Source organism: Caulobacter endophyticus (assembly GCF_003116815.1).
GTDB classification, from domain to species: domain Bacteria; phylum Pseudomonadota; class Alphaproteobacteria; order Caulobacterales; family Caulobacteraceae; genus Caulobacter; species Caulobacter endophyticus.
Genome location: NZ_QDKQ01000030.1, coordinates 20,007 through 40,803 on the forward strand (window position 1 = coordinate 20,007; position 20,797 = coordinate 40,803).

The following is a 20,797-nucleotide window of genomic DNA, read 5'->3' on the forward strand; positions in this document are numbered from 1 at the left end:
GCGGAGGCGTCGGGTCGGTGAGCCGTCAGGCCGCCGCTTGGGCGCGGACGACCTCGCAGGTCTTTTCGAGCTTGGCCACGGCCTCCTGGGCCTCGGCCAGCGTCAGGTTCAGCGGAGGCAGCAGGCGCACGCAGTTGTCGCCGCCGCCGGCCACCAGCAGCTGCTGGTCGCGGGCCAGGCCCATGAACTCGCGGTTGTTGGAAGCCAGCTTGATGCCGATCAGCAGGCCCTTGCCGCGGATGTCGAGCACGACGTCCGGGAAGCGGTCCTTCAAGCCGTTGAGCTGCTGGGTGAAGTAGCCGGCGACGGTCTTCACGTTGTCGAGCAGTTCGGGCGTGTTGATGGCGTCGAAGGCCGCCGTGCCGACCGCCATGGCCAGCGGGTTGCCGCCGTAGGTCGAGCCGTGGGTCCCAGGCGTCATGCCCTTGGCCCCCTCGTGGGTGGCCAGGCACGCGCCGACCGGGAAGCCGCCGCCCAGGGCCTTGGCCACGCACATGATGTCGGGCTCGGCGCCGTCGGCCCACTCGTGGGCGAAGAGCTTGCCGGTCCGGCCCATGCCGCTCTGCACTTCGTCGAAGATCAGCAGGACGCCGGCGTCGCGGGTGATCTGGCGCAGCTCGACCAGCTGGGCCTCGGTCAGGGCGCGCGCCCCGCCCTCGCCCTGCACCGGCTCGATGATGACGCCGGCCGTGGTCGGGCCGATGGCGGCCTTCAGGGCGTCGAAGTCGCCGAACGGCAGTTGCACGAAGCCCGGCAGGCGCGGGCCAAAGCCGTCCAGATAGCCGGCGTTGCCCGAGGCGTTGACCGCCGCGTACGAGCGGCCGTGGAACGAGCCGTCGAAGCCGATGATGTCGATGCGTTCCGGATTGCCGGCCACCGCGTGGTAGCGGCGGGCGGCTTTGAGGGCGCACTCGATCGCCTCGGTGCCCGAGTTGGTGAAGAACACCACGTCGGCGAAGGTGGCCGCGCACAGCTTGTCGGCCAGCACTTCCTGCTCGGGGATCGTGTAGATGTTGGAGACGTGCCAGAGCTTTTCGCCCTGGGTCTTCAGGGCGTCGACCAGCACCGGGTGGGCGTGGCCCAGGCCGCAGGTGGCGATGCCGGCCACGCAGTCCAGGTATTCTTCGCCGGTCGTCGAGAACAGGCGCGCGCCTCGGCCTCGTTCGAACGCCAGCGGGGCGCGGTTGTAGACGCCCATGATGTGGTGTTGCGAGGAGTTGGACGACGACGCAGTGCTCAATTCGGCCTCCCAAAAAGGCAAGAAGCCCCCGGGCTTTCGCGCGGGGACTGGAAGGCCCGACGTTGTCGGCGCGAAGCCCTGCCCTGTCAATGAAATCACTATGAATTTTCGCCCTGCGGGGCGTGGCGGACACACCCTGGCGGCGCGGGACCGCTAACTTGCCATCCAGGCGCGATCCGCCCTAAGCCTTGGCGTGGGGGAGATGCATGGAGGACCCACGATGAAGGCCGCCGTTTCCCTCGCCCTGCTGGCCCTGGCCGCCCTGCCCGGCTGCGCGTCGACGCCGCAAACCGCAGGCCTGGCCGCCGGTCCCGCCGCCGTCACCGGAACCGTGGCCTGGCGCGAGCGGATCATGCTGCCGCCCGATACGAAGACGATCGTGCGCCTGCAGGACGTCAGCCTGGCCGACGCGCCCGCCAAGGTGCTGGCCGAGGACGTGATCGACGGCACGCGCGCGCCGCCCGTCGCCTTCACGCTGGCCTATGATCCGGCCCAGATCGTTCCGAACCACCGCTACTCGGTGTCGGCGCGGGTGGAGGTGGACGGCCAGCTGCGCTTCATCAACGACACCCACGTCGCGGTGATCAACGACGGCCCGACCAAGGACGTCGAGGTGCTGGTCAAGGGCGTGGGGCGCTGACGCGCCCTCAGCTCTTCAGCCGATACCCGCTGCGGAACAGCGCCCAGCACCACAGGAAAAGGCCCGTGGCCAGCACGGCGGTGACCACCACGCCGATGGCGATATTGCCGTCGGCATGGCCGATGAAGCCGTAGCGGAAGCCGTCGATCAGGTAGAAGAACGGATTGAAGTGGCTGGCCGTGCGGAACGGCTCGGGCAGCTTGTCGACCAGGTAGAAGGTGCCCGACAGGAAGGTCATCGGCATGATGGCGAAGTTGGTCACCGCCGCCAGCTGGTCGAACTTCTCCGACCACAGGCCCGCCAACACGCCGGCCAGGCCCAGGATGATCGCAGCCCCGACCGCGAAATAGAGGATCGCCCACAGGTGCGAGACCTGCAGGCCAGCGCCGGGCAGCACGCCGATGACGGCGGCCGTCACCGCGCCCACGACCACCCCGCGCGTCGCAGCCCCCAGACCGAAAGCGGCCACCTGCTCCAGCGGGGTCAGGGGCGGCGTCAGGAAGTCCGACGTCAGGCCCATCATCTTGGCCTGGATCAGCGACGAGGACGAGTTGGCGAAGGCGTTGTTGAGCACCGCCATCATGATCAGGCCCGGCGCCACGAAATGGCCGAAGGTCACGCCCTCGACCGCCGGGCGGCTGGCGCCGACCGCGACCACGAACACCAGCATATAGAGCAGCGTGGTGACCACCGGGGCGGCCACGGTCTGCATGCCCACCTTCCAGAACCGGCGGATCTCGCGCTGATAAAGGGTGAGGAACCCGCTCCAGTTCCAGCCGTGATAGTCGCGCGGCTGCGGCGGAACGACGCTGTCTGCCATGTCTCTCATTGGCCCGATCCTGGAAATTCCTTCGCCATGTGCGCCCGGCGAGGGTCGGACGCAAGCGTCCCGCTCCGAGAATCAATATATAGTTTCTGTGGACAGACTACCTGGCGCCTATTGTGCGTCTTAACGCATTCTTTACACTATGTGGTAGGGCAGACGCCGGCGGGGCGATCTGTACACCAGATGTAGGGCGATGGCGAGGTGGGGTTTCTCGTCATAGCCCTGATTTTAGGCGGAGATGGGCCATGAGCTGGACTGACGAGCGGGTCACCACCCTGAAGAAGCTTTGGCTGGACGGCCTCTCGGCCAGCCAGATCGCCAAACAACTCGGCGGGGTCACCCGCAACGCCGTGATCGGCAAGGTCCATCGCCTGGGCCTGTCGGGTCGCGCCGCGCCGTCGCAACCGGCCCGTCCGGCCTTCAAGGCTCCGCGTCCGGCCCGTCCGGCCGCCACCGCGATGCCGGCCGCGCCGCGCCGCGTTGTCGCCAGCGAACCGGTCGCCCCGGCGCCGGCGCCGGTCGCTGCTCACCAGCAGCCGTCGGTCCCGGTGATGCGCAACGAGGCTCCGGGCTCGGCCACCGTGCTGACCCTGGGCGCCCACATGTGCAAGTGGCCGATCGGCGACCCGTCGTCGGACAGCTTCACCTTCTGCGGCCGCCGCTCGTCGGAAGGCCCCTACTGCGTCGAGCACGCCCGGGTGGCCTACCAGCCGCAGCAGTCGACCAAGAAGAAGGGCGGCGCCACCGAGCTCGCCCGTTCGCTGCGCCGCTACATCTAGCGCCAGCCACCGATAAGAAGAGAGGCGTCGACAAGGCGCTCTCGCCATGCAGCCCTCCCCGTTCCGCGGGGAGGGCTTTATGCTGTCGCCGATGACCGACCTCGCCCCCGATTCCAACGCACCCGCCTATTCCGTCTCGGAACTGGCCTTCGCGCTGAAGCGCACGCTGGAAGACCGCTACGGCTTCGTCCGCCTGCGCGGCGAGCTGTCCAAGGTCACCCATCACTCCAACGGCCACGTCTACCTGACCATCAAGGACGACAAGGCCGCCATCGACGGCGTCGTCTGGAAGGGCAATGTGCGGGGCCTGGGCGTTCGGCCCGAGCACGGGCTCGAGGTCATCGTCACCGGCAAGATCACCACCTATCCGGCCGGCTCGCGCTACCAGATCGTCATCGACAGCATGGAGGCCGCCGGCGTCGGCGCCCTGCTCGCCCAGCTGGAGCGGCTGAAGGCCAAGCTGGCCGGCGAGGGCCTGTTCGCGCCCGAGCGCAAGCGGCCCCTGCCCTCTATGCCGGCCGTGGTCGGCGTCATCACCAGCCCCACCGGCGCGGTGATCCGCGACATACTGCACCGCATCCGCGACCGCTGGCCCTGCCGGGTCATCGTCTGGCCGGTGGTGGTGCAGGGCGACGCGGCCGCCGGCCAGGTGGCCGGCGCGATCAGGGGCTTCAACGCCCTGCAACCCGGCGGCCCGGTTCCGCGCCCCGACATACTGATCGTCGCCCGCGGCGGCGGCTCGGTCGAAGACCTCTGGGCCTTCAACGACGAGGCCCTGGCCCGCACGGTGGCCGAAGGGACCATCCCGCTGATCTCGGCCGTCGGCCACGAGACCGACACCACCCTGATCGACTTCGTCTCCGACCGCCGCGCCCCCACCCCGACGGCGGCCGCCGAGATGGCCACGCCCGTGCTGGCCGAGCTGAGGGGCCTTGTCTCCGACTACGACCGCCGCCTGTCGCGCTGCGCCGGCCGGGTGGTCGAGGAGCGCCGCACGCGTCTTCAAGCAGCGGCGCGTGGGCTGCCCCGGCCCAACGACCTGCTGGCCCTGGCCCAACAGCGGTTCGACATCGCCGCCGGCAGGCTGGACGCGGCGCTGGAGCGCAACACCTCGGTCCATGCCCAGGACCTGCTGAAGGTCACCGCGCGACTGTCGCCCGAGGCCCTGGCCCGCCAGCGCCAGGCCAAGGCCGAGCGTCTCTCCGACCTGGCGCGTCGCCTGGACCTGGCCGCCCGCCGCGCGCCGCAGCGCGCCGCCCAGCACGCCCGCCTGCCGGCCCTGTGGGACCGCCTCAACGCCGTGGCCCGCCGCCGCCTCGACCGCGAAGCCGATCGCCTCTCGGGCCTGGACAAGCTGCGCCAGTCGCTGAACCCGGAACGGCCGCTGGAACTGGGCTTCGCCCTCGTGCGCAAGATGGACGGAACCCTGGCCCGCTCGGCCGCGGACCTTGCCGCCGGCGAGCGCGTGAACCTGAAGTTCAAGCACGGCGAGCGCGACGCGATCATCGACGGCGAAGGCTCGACGCCGCCGCCTCCCCCACCCGCGCCCACCCCCGCGCCGGTCGCGGCGGCTGTCCCCAAGCCCGCGCCGCGCCCGAAGCCTGCGCCCCCGTCCTCGCAGGGCGACCTGTTCTAGACCCGCCGATTGGCGTAGAAGAGACCCATGAACGCTTACGATCGCGACCTCGGAAAATCCGGCCTGGCCGTCCTGCACTATGGCGACGGCGACTTCGCCGTGCTCCAGCCCGGCCAGTACGTCGTGTGCGCCGTCACCGGCGCGAAGATCCCGCTGGAAGCCCTGCGCTACTGGAGCCCCGAGCTGCAGGAGGCCTACGCCACGCCGAAGGAAGCGCTGAAGCGCTGGCAGGAGACCAAGGCCTGAACCGCAGGTCGCTTCTCGCCGCCCTGACCTGCGGCGTCGCTCCCCTCGCCTTCCCCGCCGCAGCCGCGGCGCCGGGACTGGTTCTGAACGGCCGCCTCGAACAGGGCGGCTACGTGGTCGGCCGCACCGCGCCCCGCGCCGAGGTGCTTGTCGACGGCGTTCCCACCGCCCAGGCCTCGACCGACGGCTGGTTCATCGTCGGCTTCGACCGTGACGCCCCGCCGACCGCCGAGATCACCGTCCAGACGCCGGACGGCTCGGCCAGCCACCGCGTGGCGATCGCGCCGGGAACCTTCAACATCCAGCGTATCGACGGCCTGCCGTCCGCGCAGGTCTCGCCCGAAGACCCTATCCTTCTGGCCCGCATCGCCGCCGAGGGCGCGCGCAAGGCCGCAGGCTTCGCCAGCCGGATCGACGGCGACTTCTTCCGCACGGGCTTCATCTGGCCGGTGAAGGCCACGCGCCGCTCGTCCAGCTTCGGCGGCCAGCGGATCCTCAACGGCGAGCCTAAGCGCCCGCACTACGGCGTCGACCTGGCCGCGCCCGTGGGAACGCCGGTGGTCGCCCCGGCGGCCGGGATTGTCGCCTTCGCCGAAACCGGCCTGCACTTCGAGGGCGGGCTGATCCTGATCGATCACGGCCAGGGCCTGATCAGCGCCTATCTGCATCTTTCGCGCGTGGACGTGACGGCGGGGCAGCGCGTGGCCCAGGGCCAGCAGATCGGCGCGGTCGGCAAGGAGGGCCGCGCCACCGGCCCGCACCTGTGCTGGCGGCTGAAATGGCGCGATCGCAACCTCGACCCCAGCCTATGGGTTGCTGACGCAGGAATGCGACAGTGACGAGATCAAACTTGACCATTTCGGGACACCACCTATCGACAGGCCGTCGTGGTTATGGTTATCCCCAGCCCCGCTCTTGAAATTCGCGTATGAGGCGTAATCCCGCATGTCCGCGGTGCTCGACAAGCTCCGTTTCCTCCTGGTGGACGACAACCACCACATGCGGGCGATCGTCAGCACGATCCTGAAAGGGGTCGGCGTGCGCCACGTGCATGAGGCGATCGACGGGGCCGAGGGCCTGCAGATTCTGAAGGATCGCCAGATCGACATCGCCATCGTCGACTTCAAGATGTCGCCGCTGGATGGGGTGCAGTTCACCCAGCTGGTGCGCAACTCGCCCGACAGCACCGACCCGTTCCTGCCGATCATCATGCTGACGGGCTTTGCCGAACGGCACCGGGTGTTCGAGGCTCGCGACGCCGGCGTCACCGAGATCGTCGTCAAGCCGGTCACGGCCCGCTCGCTGCTCGACCGCATCGACATGGTGATCTTCAAGCCGCGGCCGTTCATCCGCAGCGGCGACTATTTCGGCCCCTGCCGCCGCCGCCGCCAGGACCCGCACCATGGCGGCCCGTTCCGCCGCGCCACCGACAAGGGCGCGATCGAGCTCTAGTCCTTCTCTGCCAGCAGCGCCGCATAGACCTCATTGGGCCAGCGGCGGTGGACCCAGAACCACTCTTCGGGGCGCTCGCGGATGCGGTCTTCCATGAAGGCGTTGATCATCCGCACGCCGGTCTCGATGTCGGCCGTGCGGTCGCCGGTGCTGGGCGGGACGATCGGGTCGTGGACCACGGCGCGGAAATGCGCGCCCTTGGTGCGCTGCACCGACATCGGCTGCAGCACCGTGCCGAAGCGGATCGCCAGGCGCGTAGGTCCCGGCGCGGTGCGCGAGTCGTGGCCGAAGAACGGGGCGGCCACCCCGCCGTTGAACTTCTGGTCGTTCATCAGCGCCACCGACTCGCCGCGCTTCATGGCGTCGAGCAGCTCCCGCGCGCCGTCGCCGCCCTTTGGGGCGAACAGGCGCACGCCGTAGCGGAACCGGCTCTTCTTGATGCGCTCGTCGATGTAGGGGTTGTTGGCCGCGCGGTAGGTCATCTGGCAGGTCACGCCGGAATCGACGATCGCCGCCGGCATCACCTCCCAGTTCGACAGGTGGCCCGAAACGAACACCACAGGCTCGCTGTCGCGGGCGATCTGGGCCAGGCGCTCGGCGTTCACCACCTCGACCCGGCCGGTCGAGGGCAGAAGCTTGTCCATCAGCGGGAACTCGCCGAACGTCCTTCCCAGGCCGTCCCACTGCCGGCGCAGCATGTCGGCGCGCCAGGCGGCGTCCTTTTCCGGGAAGGCCAGGCGCAGGTTGCGGTCGGCCACCTTGTGGGCCCCGCTCAGCGGACCGAACGTGCGTCCGAACCAGCCGCCCAAAGCCGAGGCCGCGTCCACGCCCAACAGCCGGAACAGGCCCATGAACAGGTCGTAGCCGAACGCCTCCAGGCGCCAGAGGAAGTCTTGGGTGGGGGAAACACGGTCGTTGGACATCGGCCCTTACTAGCTCGACTTGGCCGGCGGCGGAACTGTGGCGCCGCTGCCTTCGGCTCGCCTGGGGCGAGCGAGCTTCGCTTGGCGCGCGACTTGCGGCTGTCAGGGCAGACCGTTCCGTTTCGGGACGGGGGAAAGCCATCGGGGGTCAAGGGTCCACATCATGGGCAACGACATCGACACTCACCTGGGCAAGCGCCTTCGCCGCCGTCGCCGGCTGCTCGGCCTGACCCAGCAGCAACTGGCCGGCGCGGTCGGCGTGCGCTTCCAGCAGATCCAGAAGTACGAATGCGGCGCCAACCGCATCTCGGCCGCCCGCCTGTGGCAGCTGTCCGAAGCGCTGGAAGTGCCGGTCGGCTACTTCTACGACGGCCTGTCGGCGGTCGCCCGCGACACCGCGCCGACGGCCAGCAACGACTCCGAGGGCGGCGAGATGTTCGCCCGCAAGGAGACCATCGACCTGATCCGCGCCTACTACCTGCTGGGCGAGCGTCCGCGCCGCCGGCTGCTGGACCTGGCCAAGTCGCTGAACGGCGTCGAGCAGCTCGAAGCCTGAGCCGCTTTCGTGGAGTAGCGTCCTGGGCCAAGGCGGGCTAAAGCCTGCGCCCATGACGCTCTCCGCCGATCGCCTTGCCGCCCTCGACGCCTTCATCGTCGAGCTCAACAGCGCTTCCGCAGGAGCGATCCTGCCGCTGTTCCGGTCCGACCACGGGCTGGAGGACAAGGCCGCCGGCAAGAACCTGCCGCGCGACACCCATGCGGCGTTCGATCCGGTCACCGAGGCCGATCGCGGCGCCGAAGCGGCCATCCGCAAGCTGATCGCCGAACGCTTTCCCGAGCACGGCGTGATCGGCGAGGAATACGGCGAGGACCGCCCGGACGCCGAGTTCGTCTGGGTGCTCGATCCCGTCGACGGCACGCGCGCCTTCATCTCGGGCCTGCCGCTGTGGACCACCCTGATCGGACTGCGCCACCAGGGCCGTCCCGTTCTGGGCTCGATCGGCCAGCCCTATGTCGGCGAACTCTATGTCGGCTCGGCCGCTCTCGGCTCGCGCCTGATCGCACGCGGGACAGAAAAGGCCCTGCGCGTGCGTGCATGCGCCGTGCTGACCGACGCCATCATCGCCACCACCGATCCCGAAGCCTGCTTCGACGGCGCCGAACTGGGCGCCTGGCGCCAGGTGCGCGCGGCCGCCAAGCTGGCCCGCCTGGGCTGCGACGCCTACGCCTACGCCATGGTCGCGGCCGGCACGATGGACATGGTCATCGAAGCGGGCCTCAAGAGCTGGGACGTCGAGGCCGCCATCCCCCTGATCGAAGGCGCCGGCGGCGTCGTCACCGACTGGCGCGGCGCGCCCATCGGCCAGCACGGCGGCCAGATGGCCATCGCCGGCGACCAGCGCGTGCTGGACGAGGCGCTGGTGGCGCTGAAGCGGTCGGCGAAATAGAGATTCAAGATCCTCCTCCCCTCCTGGGGGAGGTGTCGGCGAAGCCGACGGAGGGGGTGTGGCTGATGAGCCCGCCACCGCCTCGGAAGCTGAAAACGTCCCCCCTCCGGCCCTCCGGGCCACCTCCCCCAGAAGGGGACGATCTAGAGGCCGGACACCGTCTCGTCGAAGGCCGCCCAGAAGCGCGCGCGGCGGTCGTCGGTCTCGATCAGGATTTCGTGGAAGGCGTCCTCGATCTCGACGTAGCGGCCCTTGGGGATGCGGGCGGCGATAGCCTTCTGGGCCGAGGTCAGGACGCGGGTGTCGATCCCTGCCCCGACGATCGTCACCGGGATGGTTATGGCCTCGACGCCTTTGGAGCGGACCAGCCACTCGCAGGCCTCGAAGGCGAAATCGGTCCAGCCCCAGGTGATGCCGCCCAGCGCGATATCGGGACAGGCGCGGATCTGGGCCTGGTGACGGGCATAGCGGGCTGCGTCGTGGGTCAGGGCGTCCTGGGGAAAGACGTGCTTGAACGGATCACCGACGTCGCCCAGCACGTAGCCGCCGCGCAAGGGCGTGCGGGCCGCCAGCCAGGCCAATGCCCGGGCCATGCCGGCCGGCTTGCCCCCGGTGTTGAGGCCCAGCATCGGCGCCGACAGCACGCAGGCGGCGAAACGGGTCTCGCCATGGGCCAGCACGAGACTGGTCAGGCAACCGCCCATCGAGTGCCCCAGGGCGATCCAAGGCCCCGGCAGCCGGCTCTCGAAGGCCGCCAGCAGCGCCTGGTAGTCGCCGACGAAGTCGTGGAAGCCGGCCGCGTGGCCCTTGAGCCGATCGGGCAAGGCACGGTGCGAGAGCCCCTGCCCTCGCCAGTCGTGCACGAGGACGACGAAGTCCCGCGCCAGCAGGTCGGAGACGACCTCGTAGTACTTCTCGATCGGTTCGCTGCGACCGGGGCTGACGACTACCGAGCCGCGCGCTTTTCCTTGAGGAGAAAATAGAGCGGCGCGGAGGGTCGCCCCGTCCGCGCCGGAAAACCATTCGGCCTGGCCGTGGTCGGGAACCGGCGCCTCGGGTATCGAGACCAGCGGCGCAGGTTCCCCCATGGCTTAGCGGAGCTTCGAGAACAGCGCCGCCATCTTGGACTGCAGCGCCATCGCCGCGCCCATGTCCGACAGCTTCAGCTTGCCGGTCATGACGGCCATGGTCGGGTCGAGCGAGCCGGCGCCGATGGCCAGGAAGTCTTCCTTCGACAGGGTCATGGTGAGGTCGGCGGGGCCGTCCTCGTTGGTGACCGAACCACCGTCGATCAGGATGACGCCTTCGCCCTTCAGGTCGAACTTCAGGCTCTTGCCCAGACCGCTGTCGTCACCAACGGCGGTTTTGATCTTGTCGGTGATTTCCTGCAACGTGGCCATAAACGCTGTCTCCCTCTTTCTGCGCTTGAGCGTTCTGCGCGTGAAAACTTGGTGGGCACCCTGGCCGGAGCCGGGCCGCAAGTAAACACCGTTCAGACGCTCTCCACGCTATTTTTTGCTCTGGATGAAGCCTACGCGCGCAGGGGTTCCCGACAGGCGGACGCGGGTGGCTCCCTTGAAGTCGGCCAGGCGCAGGATCGGGGTCTTGCCTTGCAGCGGCAGCGGCTGGGCCTTGCCGTCGGCGCCCAGCACCACGCCGCTCGCAACTCCCGGGAAGCCGAAGCCGGTCATCTTCGGAGCCAGCATGGCCATGGGCCCGGCGGCCTTGCCGATGGCGCCGTTGGTCGAGTCGAGCACCGTCTTCAGCTCGGCGACCTCGTACTCTGCGGCCGGCTTGAGGACGGGTTCGATGATCAGGGTCGAGCCGAACTTGGCGTCGGCCGAGGCCTCGAACTCGATCTTGGCCCCGCCCTGCAACTGGGCCAGCGTCGGCAGGCGCTCGAAGCGGCCGTCGCCCCCGATAGGCAGCGGCGTGCGCGCGCCGCCGGCTTCGATCAGGGTCGCCTTCAGACCGGCGGCCGGCTTGCCGTCACGGCTCAGCGCGTAGGCCACCCGGGTGCGCGAACGCTCCTGGGCCGGCACCTTCAGGAAGTTCTCCAGATAGGCGAACACCTTGTCGGCCGGGGCGGTCTTGTTGCCCTGGGCCAGGGCCGCCGTACCGGCGACCAGGGTCAGTGCGGCGGCGACCAGCGCCCGGCGCGCGATGCGACGGCTCATTTCGGTTTCACGAACTTGAGGGTCATGCGGTCGCTCTCCCCTATGGCGTCGTACTTGGCGTGGTCGAAGTCGGGCTCGGCCGGATCGCCGCGCGGCGCCGACAGGCGCGTGGGCGGCAGGGTCCAGACGCCGAACGGATGGTCCTTGGTGTCCTTGGGATTGGCGTTGATCTCGCTGGAGCCGGCCAGGACGAACCCGGCTTCCTTGGCCAACTGCTCGACATAGGCCTGCTGGACGTAGCCGTCGGCGGCCAGCACGTCCTGCACGCGGCCGGGCTCGCCCCGATGCTCCTCTACGCCCAGGATGCCGCCGGGCTTCAGGGCCGCCAGGGCGTCCTTGAAGGCCTTCTCGGCAATGCCGCCAGCCATCCAGTTGTGCAGGTTGCGCAGGAACAGCACGCGATCGGCGCTTGCGGCCGGCGCTACAGGACCGCTGCCGCGGCCGAAGGTGGTGATGTCGACCTTGCCGTAGATCTTCGGCTTGGCCTCCAGCTTGCGGCGGAAGGCGGCGACGATCTCGGCGGCGGCGGGGTCAGCCGGGTCGGCCTCCAGCACCGCCTCGTAGAGCTTGCCGCCCGTGGAGGCCAGGAACGGCGCCAGGATGTCGGTGTACCAGCCCGCGCCGGGCCAGAACTCGACCACCGTCTGGCCGGGCCTGATCTCCCAGAACTCCAGGCTCTGCACCGGATGGCGCCAGGCGTCGCGGGCCTTGTCGGCGCTGGTGCGCCAGTCGCCGGCCGCCGCGCCGGCCAGGGTGGACGCCCCGCCCTTGGCCGCTGCGGCTGGCTTGGGCGCCTCGGCCTTGGCGGCCGGTTCGTCCTTCTTGCGGCCGCAGCCGACCAGCCCGCTCGCACCGGCAGCGCCGGCGGCGAGCAGCAGGCCGCGACGCGACCACGAAAACGCTGGGTCCATAGATCCCCCTGTACGCATGGATCCCAGCCTAGACCGCGACCTTGTTCAAATGGCGACGTCGCCTCACGCCGGCTTCTTGAAGCGCAGGGTCATGCGGTCGCTTTCGCCGATCGCGTCGTACTTGGCGCGGTCGAAGTTCGGGTCGGCCGGCTGGCCGCCCGGCGCCGACTGGCGGGTGGGCGGCAGGGTCCAGACGCCGAAGGGGTGGTCCTTGGTGTCCTTGGGGTTGGCGTTGATCTCGGACTTGGCGTCCAGCTTGAAGCCGGCCTTCTCGGCGATGGCCACGACGGTCGAGGTGGCCATGTAGCCGCCGGCGCCGGGGCTCTTCTCGTCGGCGGGCTCGGCGCGGTGCTCCTCGATCGCCAGCACGCCGCCCGGCTTCAGCACGGCGAAGAAGTCGGCGAAGATCTTGTCGACCTCGCCTGGACGCCCCGTCCAGTTGTGGACGTTGCGGGCCGTCAGCACCAGGTCGGCCGAGCCCGGCGCGCCCAGCGGCGCGGCGACGGGGCCGAAGTCGACGAACCTGACCTTGCCGTACTTGGCCTCGTCGGCGAAGCGGGCCTCGAAGGCCGCGCGGCCCTTGCGGGCGCCTTCCGACAGCTTCGGATTGGCCAGGTCGGCGACGCCGGCGACATAGGTCCCCTTGGTGGCCTTGGCGTAGGGCGCGAGGATCTCGGTCCAGTAGCCGCCGCCGGGCGACACCTCGATCACGGTCTGACCGGGCTTGAGCCCCCAGAACTCCAGGCTTTCATAGGGATGGCGCGCCCCATCACGAGCGACGCTGGCGGGCGTGCGGTCGGGCGAGGCGACGGCGGCCTTGAGGGCGGCGTCGGCGGCCAGGGCGCCGGTGGCCGGCGCAAGCGCCGCGAGGGCGGCGAGGATGAGGAAGTGGCGGCGGGCGGGCATGGTCTGTCTCCGTCGTCGTCGAGGTGACGGACCTTAACCTTGGGTGGCGCTCGATCAAGCGATTCCGGCGCGCCGAGCCCGCTCGTCAGCCCTGGCCGCAACGATGCTGCATTCAAAAACGCCGCACCCCTTGAAGTCGAAAAACGACCTCCCAACTATTCAACCGAAGGCGCTGGATAGCCGGGCCTTCCGGATCGCAGACGAGGCCGATGACGGGTCGTCGAAGGTTCGAACACTGACTGCAACCTTGCTTGAAGAGAAGGTTCTACACTTATGCGCACTATCGATCTGTCGCCCCTGTACCGTTCGCTCGTCGGCTTCGACCGCCTGGCCGCGCAACTCGACGCCGCCGCCAAGACCGAAGCCGCCTCCGGCTACCCGCCCTACAACATCGAGCGCACCGACGAGAATTCGTACCGCATCGAGATCGCCGTCGCCGGCTTCAAGCCCGACGAGCTGTCGATCGAGGCCAAGGAAGGCCTGCTGACCGTCTCGGGCCGCAAGGCGGCCAACGACGAGGCCAAGCGCTACCTGCATCGCGGCCTCGCCGAGCGCAATTTCGACCGCCGCTTCCAGCTGGCCGACTACGTGGTGGTGACCGACGCCGCTCTGGCCGACGGCCTGCTGACCATCTCGCTCAAGCGCGAGCTGCCCGAAGCGCTGAAGCCCCGCACCATCCCGATCAACGCCGGCGCCGACAGCTCCAGCCTGATCGAAGGTGAAAAGGCCGCCTAAGGGCGACGAACGCTTTTTCTCTCTCTGACTTCCCCTCCGACTTTCGGGCGGCGCGATCTCGCGCCGCCCTTTTTTACGCCTGCACCGGATCTGCACGGCGCGGTCCGCAATCCCTGCACGCCCAGCGCCTATGCCCGCCGTTGACCCACGGCGTCGCAAGCGGAACATCTGCGCCATGACTCAACCGATCCTGATCGTCGACGACGAGCCGCACATCCGCGAGCTGCTGGCCTTCGCCCTGGGCAAGGCCGGCTACGTCACGGTCGAGGCCGCCGACGGCGAGGCGGCGCTTGAGGCGATCGCCGCCCACAGGCCGGCCCTGGTGGTGCTGGACATCAATATGCCGCGCCTGAACGGTCTGGACGTCTGCCGCAGGATCCGCGCCGAGGGCCAGCTGCCGGTTCTGCTGCTGTCGTCGCGCGACGACGAGATCGACCGGGTGCTCGGCATCGAGCTGGGCGCCGACGACTACGTGGTCAAGCCGTTCAGCCCCCGCGAGGTGACCGCCCGGGTCAGCGCCATCCTGCGCCGCGCCGGGTCCGCCGCGCCCGCAGAGGAGCCCAAGCTGGTCAGCCACGGTCGCCTCAGCCTGGAGGCCGACGCCTGGCGCGCGGCCTGGGGGACCGACGAGGCGTCCCTGACCGTTACCGAGTTCGGCATTCTCTGGACCCTGGCCAGCGCCCCGCGCCGGGTGTTCACCCGCGACGCCATCATCGACAGGCTGCGCGGCCCAGGCTTCGCACTGACCGACCGCACCATCGACAGCCACGTGCGCAACCTGCGCGCCAAGTTCGCCAGGCTGGGCGGCGTCGACGTGGTCGAGACCCGCCCGGGGATCGGCTACCGCCTGGGTCCTTGCCAGGGCTCGGGCCAGGGCTTGGACGAAGGCGCCAGGACGTGATCGCTGCGCTCCCGGCATTCAAGGACGCGATCAAGCGCCGTTGGCCAGCGCTGCGCCTGCGCAGCATCTTGCTGGCGGTGCTGCTGTTCGCCGCCAGCATGCCGGCGATCGGCGGCATTTTCCTGCGCAGCTACGAGAACACCCTGGTGCGACAGACCGAGGCCGAGCTGACCGCCCAGGGCGCGGCCCTGGCCGCGACGGCGGCGGCCCTGTGGCCCGGCGCTCCAGCGACCAGCGCCTTGCCCGAGCCCGATCCCGAGGCCCCCGACTACTACCGCCCCGAAAAGCCGAGCATCGACCTGTCGGCCGCCCGGATCCTGCCCGAACGCCCCTCGCCCGCGACCAGCGCCGCGTCCCCGTCGGGCGATGCGACGGCCGCCGCCGCGCGGCTGGACCACATCTTCGCCGACACCACCCGCAGCACCCTGGCCGCCATCGTTCTGACCGACAGCCAGGGCCGGGTGGTGCGGGGCCTGGGATCCGGCGGCGACCTGTCGGCCCTGCCCGAGGTGCGCGAGGCCCTGGCCGGCCGGCCCGACACCGTGCTGCGCCGGATCGGCCAGTATCGCCAGCGCTCGGTCTGGGAGCTGTTCAGCCGGGCCTCGGCCGTGCGCCTGCACCACGCCCGCCCGGTAGTGGTCGACGGCCGGACGGTCGGGGTGCTGCTGCTGTCGCGCTCGCCGCGCGGCCTGTTCAAGGGCCTGCACGAGGATCGCGGCAAGCTGCTGCTGGGCGCGGGGATCATCCTGCTGGTGCTGTTTGGCCTGGCGGGCCTGGTCTCGCGCGGGGTCACCCGCCCGATCGAGCAGCTCAGCGCCGCCACCCGGGCCATGGCCACCGGCCGCGGCGAGCCGCCCGAAACGCCGAAGACGGCCGCCGTAGAGATCCAGGCGCTCTATGACGACTTCCGGGCCATGTCCGAAGCCATCGACAAGCGCTCGCGCTACCTGCGCGACTTCGCCGCCGCCCTGAGCCACGAGTTCAAGACGCCCTTGGCCGGCGTGCGCGGCGCCATCGAGCTGCTGCAGGACCACTACCCGACCATGAGCCAGGCCGAGCGCGAACGCTTCCTGGCCAACATCGCCGCCGACAACGCCCGGCTTTCATCGCTGGTTGGACGGCTGCTGGAGCTGGCCCGCGCCGACATGGCCACGCCCGAGGCCGGGGTCGCCGCCGCGCCCGCCGCGGCCGCCAGGACCGTGGCCGCCGCCCTCTCCACCTCCGTCTTCAGCGTGACCGCCGACCTTCCGGCCGAACTGCCGCCCGTCGCCGCGCCGCTGGCGATGATCGAGACCGTGCTGACGGTGCTGGTCGAGAACAGCCGCCAGGCCGGCGCCGGCAAGGTCGTCATCAGCGGCCATGATCGCGGCCAGGCCGTCGTGCTGGTGGTCGCCGACGATGGTCCCGGCGTGCCGCCCGCCGACGCCGGCCGATTGTTCGAGCCCTTCTTCACTACGCGCCGGGCCGAGGGCGGCACGGGTCTTGGCCTGTCGATCGCCCGGTCGCTGGCCCGCGCCCACGGGGGCGAGGTGGCCTATGTCGCCGACCCGGATGGGGCGCGCTTCACCCTGGCGCTGCCGCCGGCCTGATCGTCTGCACGAAATCTCCATGTCGGTTCCATCAGGGCGCCGCACGCTGTCCGTAAGGTTCGATCTCGCCATCCAGTCCAGGAGATCGCCATGCTGACCGCCGCCCCGCCCGCCTCCGACTGCCAGGTGGAGCTCGACATCGCCGCCGGCCGCTGCACCTGGAGCGTCTCTCGCCCCGACGGCATGCGGCTGTCGGGCGAGGCCGCCGACCCGGCCTTCGCCCGCAGCCAGAGCCATCTGGCGGCGGTGATGCTGGACGCCTTCGCCTCCCTGAAACGCCGCCGGTTCTGAAGCTGCGCCGCCTCGTCTTCGCCCCAAGGCGGGTGTAAGCGACGTCCCATCGCTTCATCCGCAAGGCCCTCTACATGCGCGTGCTTCTTCCCCTCGCCCTGGCGCTCGGCGTCTCGGCCGCCGCACTTTCCGCCCCCTTGGCCGCCGTCGCCGCGCCGCCGGAGAACTACGCGACCATCCGCATGAAGACCGACACCGCCTTCCTCAGCGCCGAGGAGCGCAAGGTGGTGAACCTGCTGATCCAGGCCGCCGACCAGATGACGGCCATCTACGCCAAGCAGATGGTCGCCCAGGGCGGCCCCGACGGCCCGGGCCACGGCTTCTATCCGGCCGGCCTGACCAAGGATCAGCTGGAAGCCTACCTGGCCGCCCATCCCGACCAGAAGGCCGCGCTGATGGACACCTATACGGTGGTCCGCCGAGAGGGGGATAAGCTGGTCGCCGTGCCCTACTCGGCCGCCTACAAGCCCGAGCTGACCAAGGCCGCCGCCCTGCTGGACGAAGCCGCCAGGATCACCACCAACGCCAGCCTCAGGAAATTCCTGACCCTGCGCGCCCAGTCGTTCCGCACCAACGACTACTTCCAGTCGGAAATGGCCTGGATGGACCTGGAGGGCACGCCCATCGAGGTGGCGATTGGCCCGTACGAGACCTACACCGACGAACTGATGGGCCAGAAGGCCGCCTTCGAGGCCTTCGTCACCCTGAAGAACCCGGCCGAGAGCAAGGCGCTCGACAAGTACAAGGCCTATCTGCGCGACATGGAGGCCAACCTGCCGGTGGCCGACGCCTACAAGAACTTCAAGCGCGGCGGGGCCTCGCCGATCGCCGTGGCCGAGCAGATCCGCGGCGGCGGCGACAATCTGCACGGCCCGCAGACCGTGGCCTTCAACCTGCCCAACGACGAGCGCGTGCGCGAGGCCAAGGGCGCCAAGAAGGTGATCCTGTCGAACGTTCTGGCCGCCAAGTACGAGGGCATACTGCAGCCGATCGCCAACCGCGTGCTGGTCGCCGATCAGGCCGCCCTGGTCAGCCAGAAGTACATGACGCTGGAGACCCTGTTCCACGAGCTGTCGCACAGCCTGGGCCCGGGCTCGATCGTCGTCGACGGCCGCGCCACAACCGTCTCGGCCGAGATGAAGGATATCGGCGGCACCGCCGAGGAGGCCAAGGCCGACGTCATGGGCGCCTGGAACATCCTGTTCATGATGGACAAGGGCGAGATTCCAGCCGCCGAGCGTCCGCAACTGTTCGCCACCTATCTGGCCGGCATCTTCCGCGCCGCCCGCTGGGGCGACGAGGAGGCCCACGGCCGGGGCGCGGCCCTGCAGTACGGCTATCTCAAGGCCAAGGGCGCCTTCGCCTACGACCCGGCCCTCAAGCGCTTCCGCGTCGACGACGCCAGGATGGCGGCCGGCATGCGCGACCTGGTGGCCGAGATCGTCAAGCTGCAGGGCGACGGCGACTATGCCGGCATGGTCGCCTTCTTCGACCGCTACGCGCACCTGGATGACGAGGCCCGCGGCGTGATCGCGACGCTGAAGGATATCCCGGTGGATATCGCGCCGGTCTATCCGGAGAAGGTGTGAGGCCTAGCTGTCGAAGCTATGAAGGTTGTTCACCCGGGGCGGTGCTGAGAGGTTGGGGTTGCGAAGCTCCAAACCCTAGCGCCGGAGGCCCCGGATGAACGTGCATGAGAATGCGCGGCTGACCCCAGTTGGTCGAGCCCTGATGGTTGATCGGATCGAGCAAGGCTGGTCAGTGGCCAGGGCGGCGGAGGCCTTCGGGGTTTCCCGGCGCACGGCCGGCAAGTGGCTGGCTCGGCATCGGCGGGGCGGCGAGCGAAGGCTTCACGACCGCAGCTCGGCGCCGCGCCGATGTCCGCGCAGGATCCCTGCCGGCGTGGTCGACCAAATCCAAGCGCTGCGCCGCCAGCGCATGACCGGTCCAGCCATCGCCCAGGCCCTGGGGCTGGCCCGCTCGACGGTGGGGCTGATCCTGCGCCGGCTGGGCCTGGGCAAGCTGTCGGCCTTGGACCCGAAAATCCCGATCGTCCGCTACGAGCGCGCCGCGCCAGGCGAGATGATCCACTTGGACATCAAGAAGCTGGGCAAATTCAACGTCGAAGGCCACCGCGTCACCGGCGATCGGCGGCTGGGGCGCTCCAGGAGGGCCGGCTGGGACTTCCTGCACGTCTGCGTCGATGACGCCTCGCGCCTGGCCTACACCGAGATCCTGCCCTCCGAAGGCCAAGCCGACACGACCGCCTTCCTGGAGAGGGCCATCGCCTGGCTCGCCCGCCACGGCGTCGCCGTCCAGAGGGTGATGACCGACAACGGTTCGGCCTACCGCTCGAAGCTCTTCGCCAGCGCCCTCCAGGCCGCCGGGGCCCGGCACGTGCGTACCCGGCCCTACACGCCCAGAACTAACGGCAAGGCCGAGCGCTTCATCCAGACGTCCTTGCGCGAATGGGCCTATGGCCGTCCCTACGCCTGCTCGGACGATCGCGCCAAGGCCATCAAGCCTTGGACAGACAGCTACAACCTCGACCGCCCACACTCAGGCATAAAAGGCCTCACGCCCTGGCAGCGGGCGAACAACCTTCTTGGAAACGACACCTAGCGGCTTCTTCTGGCTGCGGGAAAGACGTTGGCCGAAGGCTCCTTCGGTCCCCGCTTTCGCGGGGATTTTACGGATGGGGGGCAGGACCCTAGCCGGGCCTCTGCCCTCTGACCGGGAACACTCCTTCCCTCAGAAAGATCCTAGGCCCCGAACTCCAGGCCCTGGGCCTGGCCGACGTCGCAGTCGCGGAAGCTGGCCTTGGCGATGCGGGCGCCGGTGAAGTCGGCCCCGCGCAGGTCCGCGCCGTCGAGGACGGTTTCGGAAAGGTCTGCGGTCTGCAGCATGGCGTAGCGCAGGCGGGCGGCGGCCAGGTTGCCGAGCGTCTTGCGCTCGGGCCCCAGCGGCAGCGGCGACAGGAACGCCTGGCGCAGATCGGCCTTGGTCAGGTTCGCGCCGGTCAGTTTGGCCCCGCGAAGGTCCGCGCCGCGCAGGTTGGCCGCGCGCAGGTCGGCGTTCTGCAGGTTGGCTCCCTGCAGTTGCGCGCCCGACAGGTCCATGCCGACGAAGCAGGCGCCCTTGGCGCTCATGGCCGTCAGGCGCAGGCCCTTCAGGCGGTCGCCGATCGGACGCAGGTCCTCGCCGTCGAGACGGGCGGCCGCGCCTTCCTTGCCGCCGGTCTGGCACCATTGCTGATTGGCCAGGCACCGGGCGTAGAGCTCGCGGGCCTTGTTCACCGCCTCGACCGTCGAGGTCGTCAGCGCCCCGGTCATGTGCGCGCCGTTGACCCGGGCGGTCGAGGTGTCGACCCCCGACATCACCGCGCCCTGCAGGTTGGCGCCTTCCAGGTTGGCGCCCTTGACGTCGGCGTTGTCGAGGATGGCCCCGACCAGATTGGCTTCCTTCAGGTTGGCGCCCGACAGCTTGGCCCCGCGCAGGGAGCAGTCGGAGAAGTCGGCCTTGAAGGCCGAGACGCCGGTGAACTGCGAGCCGTCCAGGGTCGCGCCCGAGAAGTTGACCTCGTCGACCTCGCCGTTGCGGGTCTCGTGCTTGACGGTGTCCAGGCCCTTGCGTGGATGCGGAATGGCGATCTGGCCCTCGCGGAAGTCGGCCTGGGTCAGGTCGGCCTGCGAAAGGTTGGCGCCGCGCAGGCAGGCCCCGCGCAGGTCGGCGCGCTGCAGGCTGGCCTGGCGCAGGTCGGCCTTGCGCAGGTCGCAGCCGAACAGGCTGGCGCGATCCAGCTTGGTGCGCACCATGCGGCAGCCGTCGAGGATCGAGGCTGATAGGTCGGCGTCGGTCAGGTTGCGGAACGACAGGTCCAGGCCCGACAGGTTCATGAACCGAAGCGAGGCGCGCTTGCCCCCCTGCTTGCCGGTCACGAACTTCTCGTGGGCCGTGACGAGCATGTCGAGTTCGGCCTGACTGAGCTTGCGGCGTCCCGCGATGCTCTGTGCGGCGTTCATTGCGGGACCCCCTCCCGTCTTACTGGAAAAGCACTTGCGGACAATCGGATAACAGGAATCGACGAGCGAACGGTT

23 protein-coding genes are annotated in these 20,797 nt (G+C 69.6%); 14 read left to right on the forward strand and 9 right to left on the reverse strand.

The features are described from left to right. Window positions 1-25: 25 nt before the first annotated feature. The gene (locus DDF67_RS07015) at window positions 26-1,240 is read right to left on the reverse strand and encodes an aspartate aminotransferase family protein (RefSeq protein ID WP_109100193.1); all 1,215 of its coding nucleotides are present in this window, start codon (window positions 1,238-1,240) and stop codon (window positions 26-28) included. A 220-nt stretch (window positions 1,241-1,460) separates the two neighbouring features. Here DDF67_RS07015 and DDF67_RS07020 point away from each other — a divergent pair, with 220 nt between their 5' ends. Further along, window positions 1,461-1,880 (forward strand): YbaY family lipoprotein, encoded by a 420-nt coding sequence (locus DDF67_RS07020; protein ID WP_109100194.1) that lies wholly within the window; start codon window positions 1,461-1,463, stop codon window positions 1,878-1,880. 7 nt (window positions 1,881-1,887) lie between these two features. Here the strand turns inward: DDF67_RS07020 and DDF67_RS07025 are convergent, their stop codons facing one another. After that, window positions 1,888-2,709, reverse strand: a complete 822-nt coding sequence (locus DDF67_RS07025; RefSeq protein WP_109100195.1) for an ABC transporter permease — start codon at window positions 2,707-2,709, stop codon at window positions 1,888-1,890. Window positions 2,710-2,951: 242 nt separating this feature from the next. On the opposite strand from DDF67_RS07025, the gene gcrA reads away from it, so the two are divergent. The 5 genes from gcrA (at window position 2,952) to DDF67_RS07050 (ending at window position 6,819) form a co-directional block, all read left to right on the forward strand. Then, window positions 2,952-3,485 (forward strand): cell cycle sigma 70 cofactor GcrA, encoded by a 534-nt coding sequence (gcrA, locus tag DDF67_RS07030; protein WP_109100196.1) that lies wholly within the window; start codon window positions 2,952-2,954, stop codon window positions 3,483-3,485. A 91-nt stretch (window positions 3,486-3,576) separates the two neighbouring features. Continuing rightward, window positions 3,577-5,121, forward strand: coding sequence for an exodeoxyribonuclease VII large subunit (xseA, locus tag DDF67_RS07035; protein WP_109100220.1), 1,545 nt, complete (start codon window positions 3,577-3,579; stop codon window positions 5,119-5,121). A gap of 27 nt (window positions 5,122-5,148) precedes the next feature. Further along, window positions 5,149-5,367 (forward strand): DUF2093 domain-containing protein, encoded by a 219-nt coding sequence (locus DDF67_RS07040; RefSeq protein ID WP_058347630.1) that lies wholly within the window; start codon window positions 5,149-5,151, stop codon window positions 5,365-5,367. A gap of 113 nt (window positions 5,368-5,480) precedes the next feature. Further along, complete coding sequence (locus DDF67_RS07045; RefSeq protein WP_233247568.1) at window positions 5,481-6,206, forward strand: M23 family metallopeptidase; 726 nt, start codon at window positions 5,481-5,483, stop codon at window positions 6,204-6,206. Window positions 6,207-6,312: 106 nt separating this feature from the next. After that, on the forward strand, window positions 6,313-6,819 hold the full coding sequence (locus DDF67_RS07050) for a response regulator (protein WP_109100197.1): 507 nt from the start codon (window positions 6,313-6,315) through the stop codon (window positions 6,817-6,819). Here the strand turns inward: DDF67_RS07050 and DDF67_RS07055 are convergent. Then, a complete protein-coding gene (locus DDF67_RS07055) occupies window positions 6,816-7,742 on the reverse strand; it encodes a lysophospholipid acyltransferase family protein (RefSeq protein WP_109100198.1) in 927 nt (308 codons plus the stop codon). The two genes, DDF67_RS07050 and DDF67_RS07055, sit on opposite strands and share 4 nt — an antisense overlap. A 163-nt stretch (window positions 7,743-7,905) precedes the next feature. On the opposite strand from DDF67_RS07055, the gene DDF67_RS07060 reads away from it, so the two are divergent. Then, window positions 7,906-8,298 (forward strand): helix-turn-helix domain-containing protein, encoded by a 393-nt coding sequence (locus DDF67_RS07060; RefSeq protein WP_101719651.1) that lies wholly within the window; start codon window positions 7,906-7,908, stop codon window positions 8,296-8,298. Between the two features lie 52 nt (window positions 8,299-8,350). Then, entirely contained in the window at window positions 8,351-9,190 is an 840-nt protein-coding gene (gene hisN, locus DDF67_RS07065; protein ID WP_109100199.1) for a histidinol-phosphatase, read from the forward strand. Between the two features lie 143 nt (window positions 9,191-9,333). Here the strand turns inward: hisN and DDF67_RS07070 are convergent, their stop codons facing one another. The 5 genes from DDF67_RS07070 to DDF67_RS07090 all read right to left on the reverse strand — a co-directional run bounded on the left by DDF67_RS07070 (window position 9,334) and on the right by DDF67_RS07090 (window position 13,184). Then, the gene (locus tag DDF67_RS07070) at window positions 9,334-10,278 is read right to left on the reverse strand and encodes an alpha/beta fold hydrolase (RefSeq protein ID WP_109100200.1); all 945 of its coding nucleotides are present in this window, start codon (window positions 10,276-10,278) and stop codon (window positions 9,334-9,336) included. A 3-nt stretch (window positions 10,279-10,281) separates the two neighbouring features. Then, complete coding sequence (locus tag DDF67_RS07075) at window positions 10,282-10,590, reverse strand: SCP2 sterol-binding domain-containing protein (protein WP_058347624.1); 309 nt, start codon at window positions 10,588-10,590, stop codon at window positions 10,282-10,284. A 108-nt stretch (window positions 10,591-10,698) separates the two neighbouring features. Beyond that, entirely contained in the window at window positions 10,699-11,367 is a 669-nt protein-coding gene (locus DDF67_RS07080; RefSeq protein ID WP_109100201.1) for a hypothetical protein, read from the reverse strand. Next, window positions 11,364-12,278 carry a class I SAM-dependent methyltransferase gene (locus DDF67_RS07085; RefSeq protein WP_109100202.1) on the reverse strand — a complete coding sequence of 305 codons (915 nt, stop codon included), beginning with the start codon at window positions 12,276-12,278 and terminating at the stop codon, window positions 11,364-11,366. The genes DDF67_RS07080 and DDF67_RS07085 overlap by 4 nt, the downstream gene beginning before the upstream one ends. A gap of 63 nt (window positions 12,279-12,341) precedes the next feature. After that, window positions 12,342-13,184: a class I SAM-dependent methyltransferase gene (locus DDF67_RS07090; RefSeq protein WP_109100203.1), complete on the reverse strand. Its 843-nt coding sequence runs from the start codon at window positions 13,182-13,184 to the stop codon at window positions 12,342-12,344. A 273-nt stretch (window positions 13,185-13,457) separates the two neighbouring features. Here DDF67_RS07090 and DDF67_RS07095 point away from each other — a divergent pair, with 273 nt between their 5' ends. The 6 genes from DDF67_RS07095 to DDF67_RS07120 all read left to right on the forward strand — a co-directional run bounded on the left by DDF67_RS07095 (window position 13,458) and on the right by DDF67_RS07120 (window position 19,322). After that, window positions 13,458-13,919: an Hsp20 family protein gene (locus tag DDF67_RS07095; protein ID WP_109100204.1), complete on the forward strand. Its 462-nt coding sequence runs from the start codon at window positions 13,458-13,460 to the stop codon at window positions 13,917-13,919. A gap of 175 nt (window positions 13,920-14,094) precedes the next feature. After that, window positions 14,095-14,820, forward strand: coding sequence for a response regulator transcription factor (locus DDF67_RS07100; RefSeq protein WP_109100205.1), 726 nt, complete (start codon window positions 14,095-14,097; stop codon window positions 14,818-14,820). Beyond that, the gene (locus tag DDF67_RS07105) at window positions 14,817-16,409 is read left to right on the forward strand and encodes a sensor histidine kinase (RefSeq protein ID WP_233247569.1); all 1,593 of its coding nucleotides are present in this window, start codon (window positions 14,817-14,819) and stop codon (window positions 16,407-16,409) included. Before DDF67_RS07100 ends, DDF67_RS07105 begins: the two co-directional genes overlap by 4 nt. Window positions 16,410-16,499: 90 nt before the next feature. Then, window positions 16,500-16,700, forward strand: coding sequence for a hypothetical protein (locus DDF67_RS07110; RefSeq protein WP_058347617.1), 201 nt, complete (start codon window positions 16,500-16,502; stop codon window positions 16,698-16,700). A gap of 74 nt (window positions 16,701-16,774) precedes the next feature. Further along, complete coding sequence (locus DDF67_RS07115; protein WP_109100206.1) at window positions 16,775-18,289, forward strand: dipeptidyl-peptidase 3 family protein; 1,515 nt, start codon at window positions 16,775-16,777, stop codon at window positions 18,287-18,289. A gap of 94 nt (window positions 18,290-18,383) precedes the next feature. Beyond that, the gene (locus tag DDF67_RS07120; RefSeq protein ID WP_109100207.1) at window positions 18,384-19,322 is read left to right on the forward strand and encodes an IS481 family transposase; all 939 of its coding nucleotides are present in this window, start codon (window positions 18,384-18,386) and stop codon (window positions 19,320-19,322) included. Window positions 19,323-19,462: 140 nt separating this feature from the next. Here DDF67_RS07120 and DDF67_RS07125 read toward each other — a convergent pair whose 3' ends face one another. Continuing rightward, window positions 19,463-20,722 (reverse strand): pentapeptide repeat-containing protein, encoded by a 1,260-nt coding sequence (locus tag DDF67_RS07125; RefSeq protein ID WP_109100208.1) that lies wholly within the window; start codon window positions 20,720-20,722, stop codon window positions 19,463-19,465. Between the last annotated feature and the right edge of the window lie 75 nt (window positions 20,723-20,797).

Bases quoted from the DNA above. Each gene is read 5' to 3' on its own strand.
- DDF67_RS07020 (WP_109100194.1), top strand. From the start codon at position 1,461: ATGAAGGCCGCCGTTTCCCTCGCCCTGCTGGCCCTGGCCGCCCTGCCC.
- DDF67_RS07025 (WP_109100195.1), bottom strand. From the start codon at position 2,709: ATGAGAGACATGGCAGACAGCGTCGTTCCGCCGCAGCCGCGCGACTAT.
- gcrA (WP_109100196.1), top strand. From the start codon at position 2,952: ATGAGCTGGACTGACGAGCGGGTCACCACCCTGAAGAAGCTTTGGCTG.
- xseA (WP_109100220.1), top strand. From the start codon at position 3,577: ATGACCGACCTCGCCCCCGATTCCAACGCACCCGCCTATTCCGTCTCG.
- DDF67_RS07040 (WP_058347630.1), top strand. From the start codon at position 5,149: ATGAACGCTTACGATCGCGACCTCGGAAAATCCGGCCTGGCCGTCCTG.
- DDF67_RS07050 (WP_109100197.1), top strand. From the start codon at position 6,313: ATGTCCGCGGTGCTCGACAAGCTCCGTTTCCTCCTGGTGGACGACAAC.
- DDF67_RS07055 (WP_109100198.1), bottom strand. From the start codon at position 7,742: ATGTCCAACGACCGTGTTTCCCCCACCCAAGACTTCCTCTGGCGCCTG.
- DDF67_RS07060 (WP_101719651.1), top strand. From the start codon at position 7,906: ATGGGCAACGACATCGACACTCACCTGGGCAAGCGCCTTCGCCGCCGT.
- hisN (WP_109100199.1), top strand. From the start codon at position 8,351: ATGACGCTCTCCGCCGATCGCCTTGCCGCCCTCGACGCCTTCATCGTC.
- DDF67_RS07070 (WP_109100200.1), bottom strand. From the start codon at position 10,278: ATGGGGGAACCTGCGCCGCTGGTCTCGATACCCGAGGCGCCGGTTCCC.
- DDF67_RS07075 (WP_058347624.1), bottom strand. From the start codon at position 10,590: ATGGCCACGTTGCAGGAAATCACCGACAAGATCAAAACCGCCGTTGGT.
- DDF67_RS07080 (WP_109100201.1), bottom strand. From the start codon at position 11,367: ATGAGCCGTCGCATCGCGCGCCGGGCGCTGGTCGCCGCCGCACTGACC.
- DDF67_RS07085 (WP_109100202.1), bottom strand. From the start codon at position 12,278: ATGGACCCAGCGTTTTCGTGGTCGCGTCGCGGCCTGCTGCTCGCCGCC.
- DDF67_RS07090 (WP_109100203.1), bottom strand. From the start codon at position 13,184: ATGCCCGCCCGCCGCCACTTCCTCATCCTCGCCGCCCTCGCGGCGCTT.
- DDF67_RS07095 (WP_109100204.1), top strand. From the start codon at position 13,458: ATGCGCACTATCGATCTGTCGCCCCTGTACCGTTCGCTCGTCGGCTTC.
- DDF67_RS07100 (WP_109100205.1), top strand. From the start codon at position 14,095: ATGACTCAACCGATCCTGATCGTCGACGACGAGCCGCACATCCGCGAG.
- DDF67_RS07110 (WP_058347617.1), top strand. From the start codon at position 16,500: ATGCTGACCGCCGCCCCGCCCGCCTCCGACTGCCAGGTGGAGCTCGAC.
- DDF67_RS07115 (WP_109100206.1), top strand. From the start codon at position 16,775: ATGCGCGTGCTTCTTCCCCTCGCCCTGGCGCTCGGCGTCTCGGCCGCC.
- DDF67_RS07120 (WP_109100207.1), top strand. From the start codon at position 18,384: ATGAACGTGCATGAGAATGCGCGGCTGACCCCAGTTGGTCGAGCCCTG.
- DDF67_RS07125 (WP_109100208.1), bottom strand. From the start codon at position 20,722: ATGAACGCCGCACAGAGCATCGCGGGACGCCGCAAGCTCAGTCAGGCC.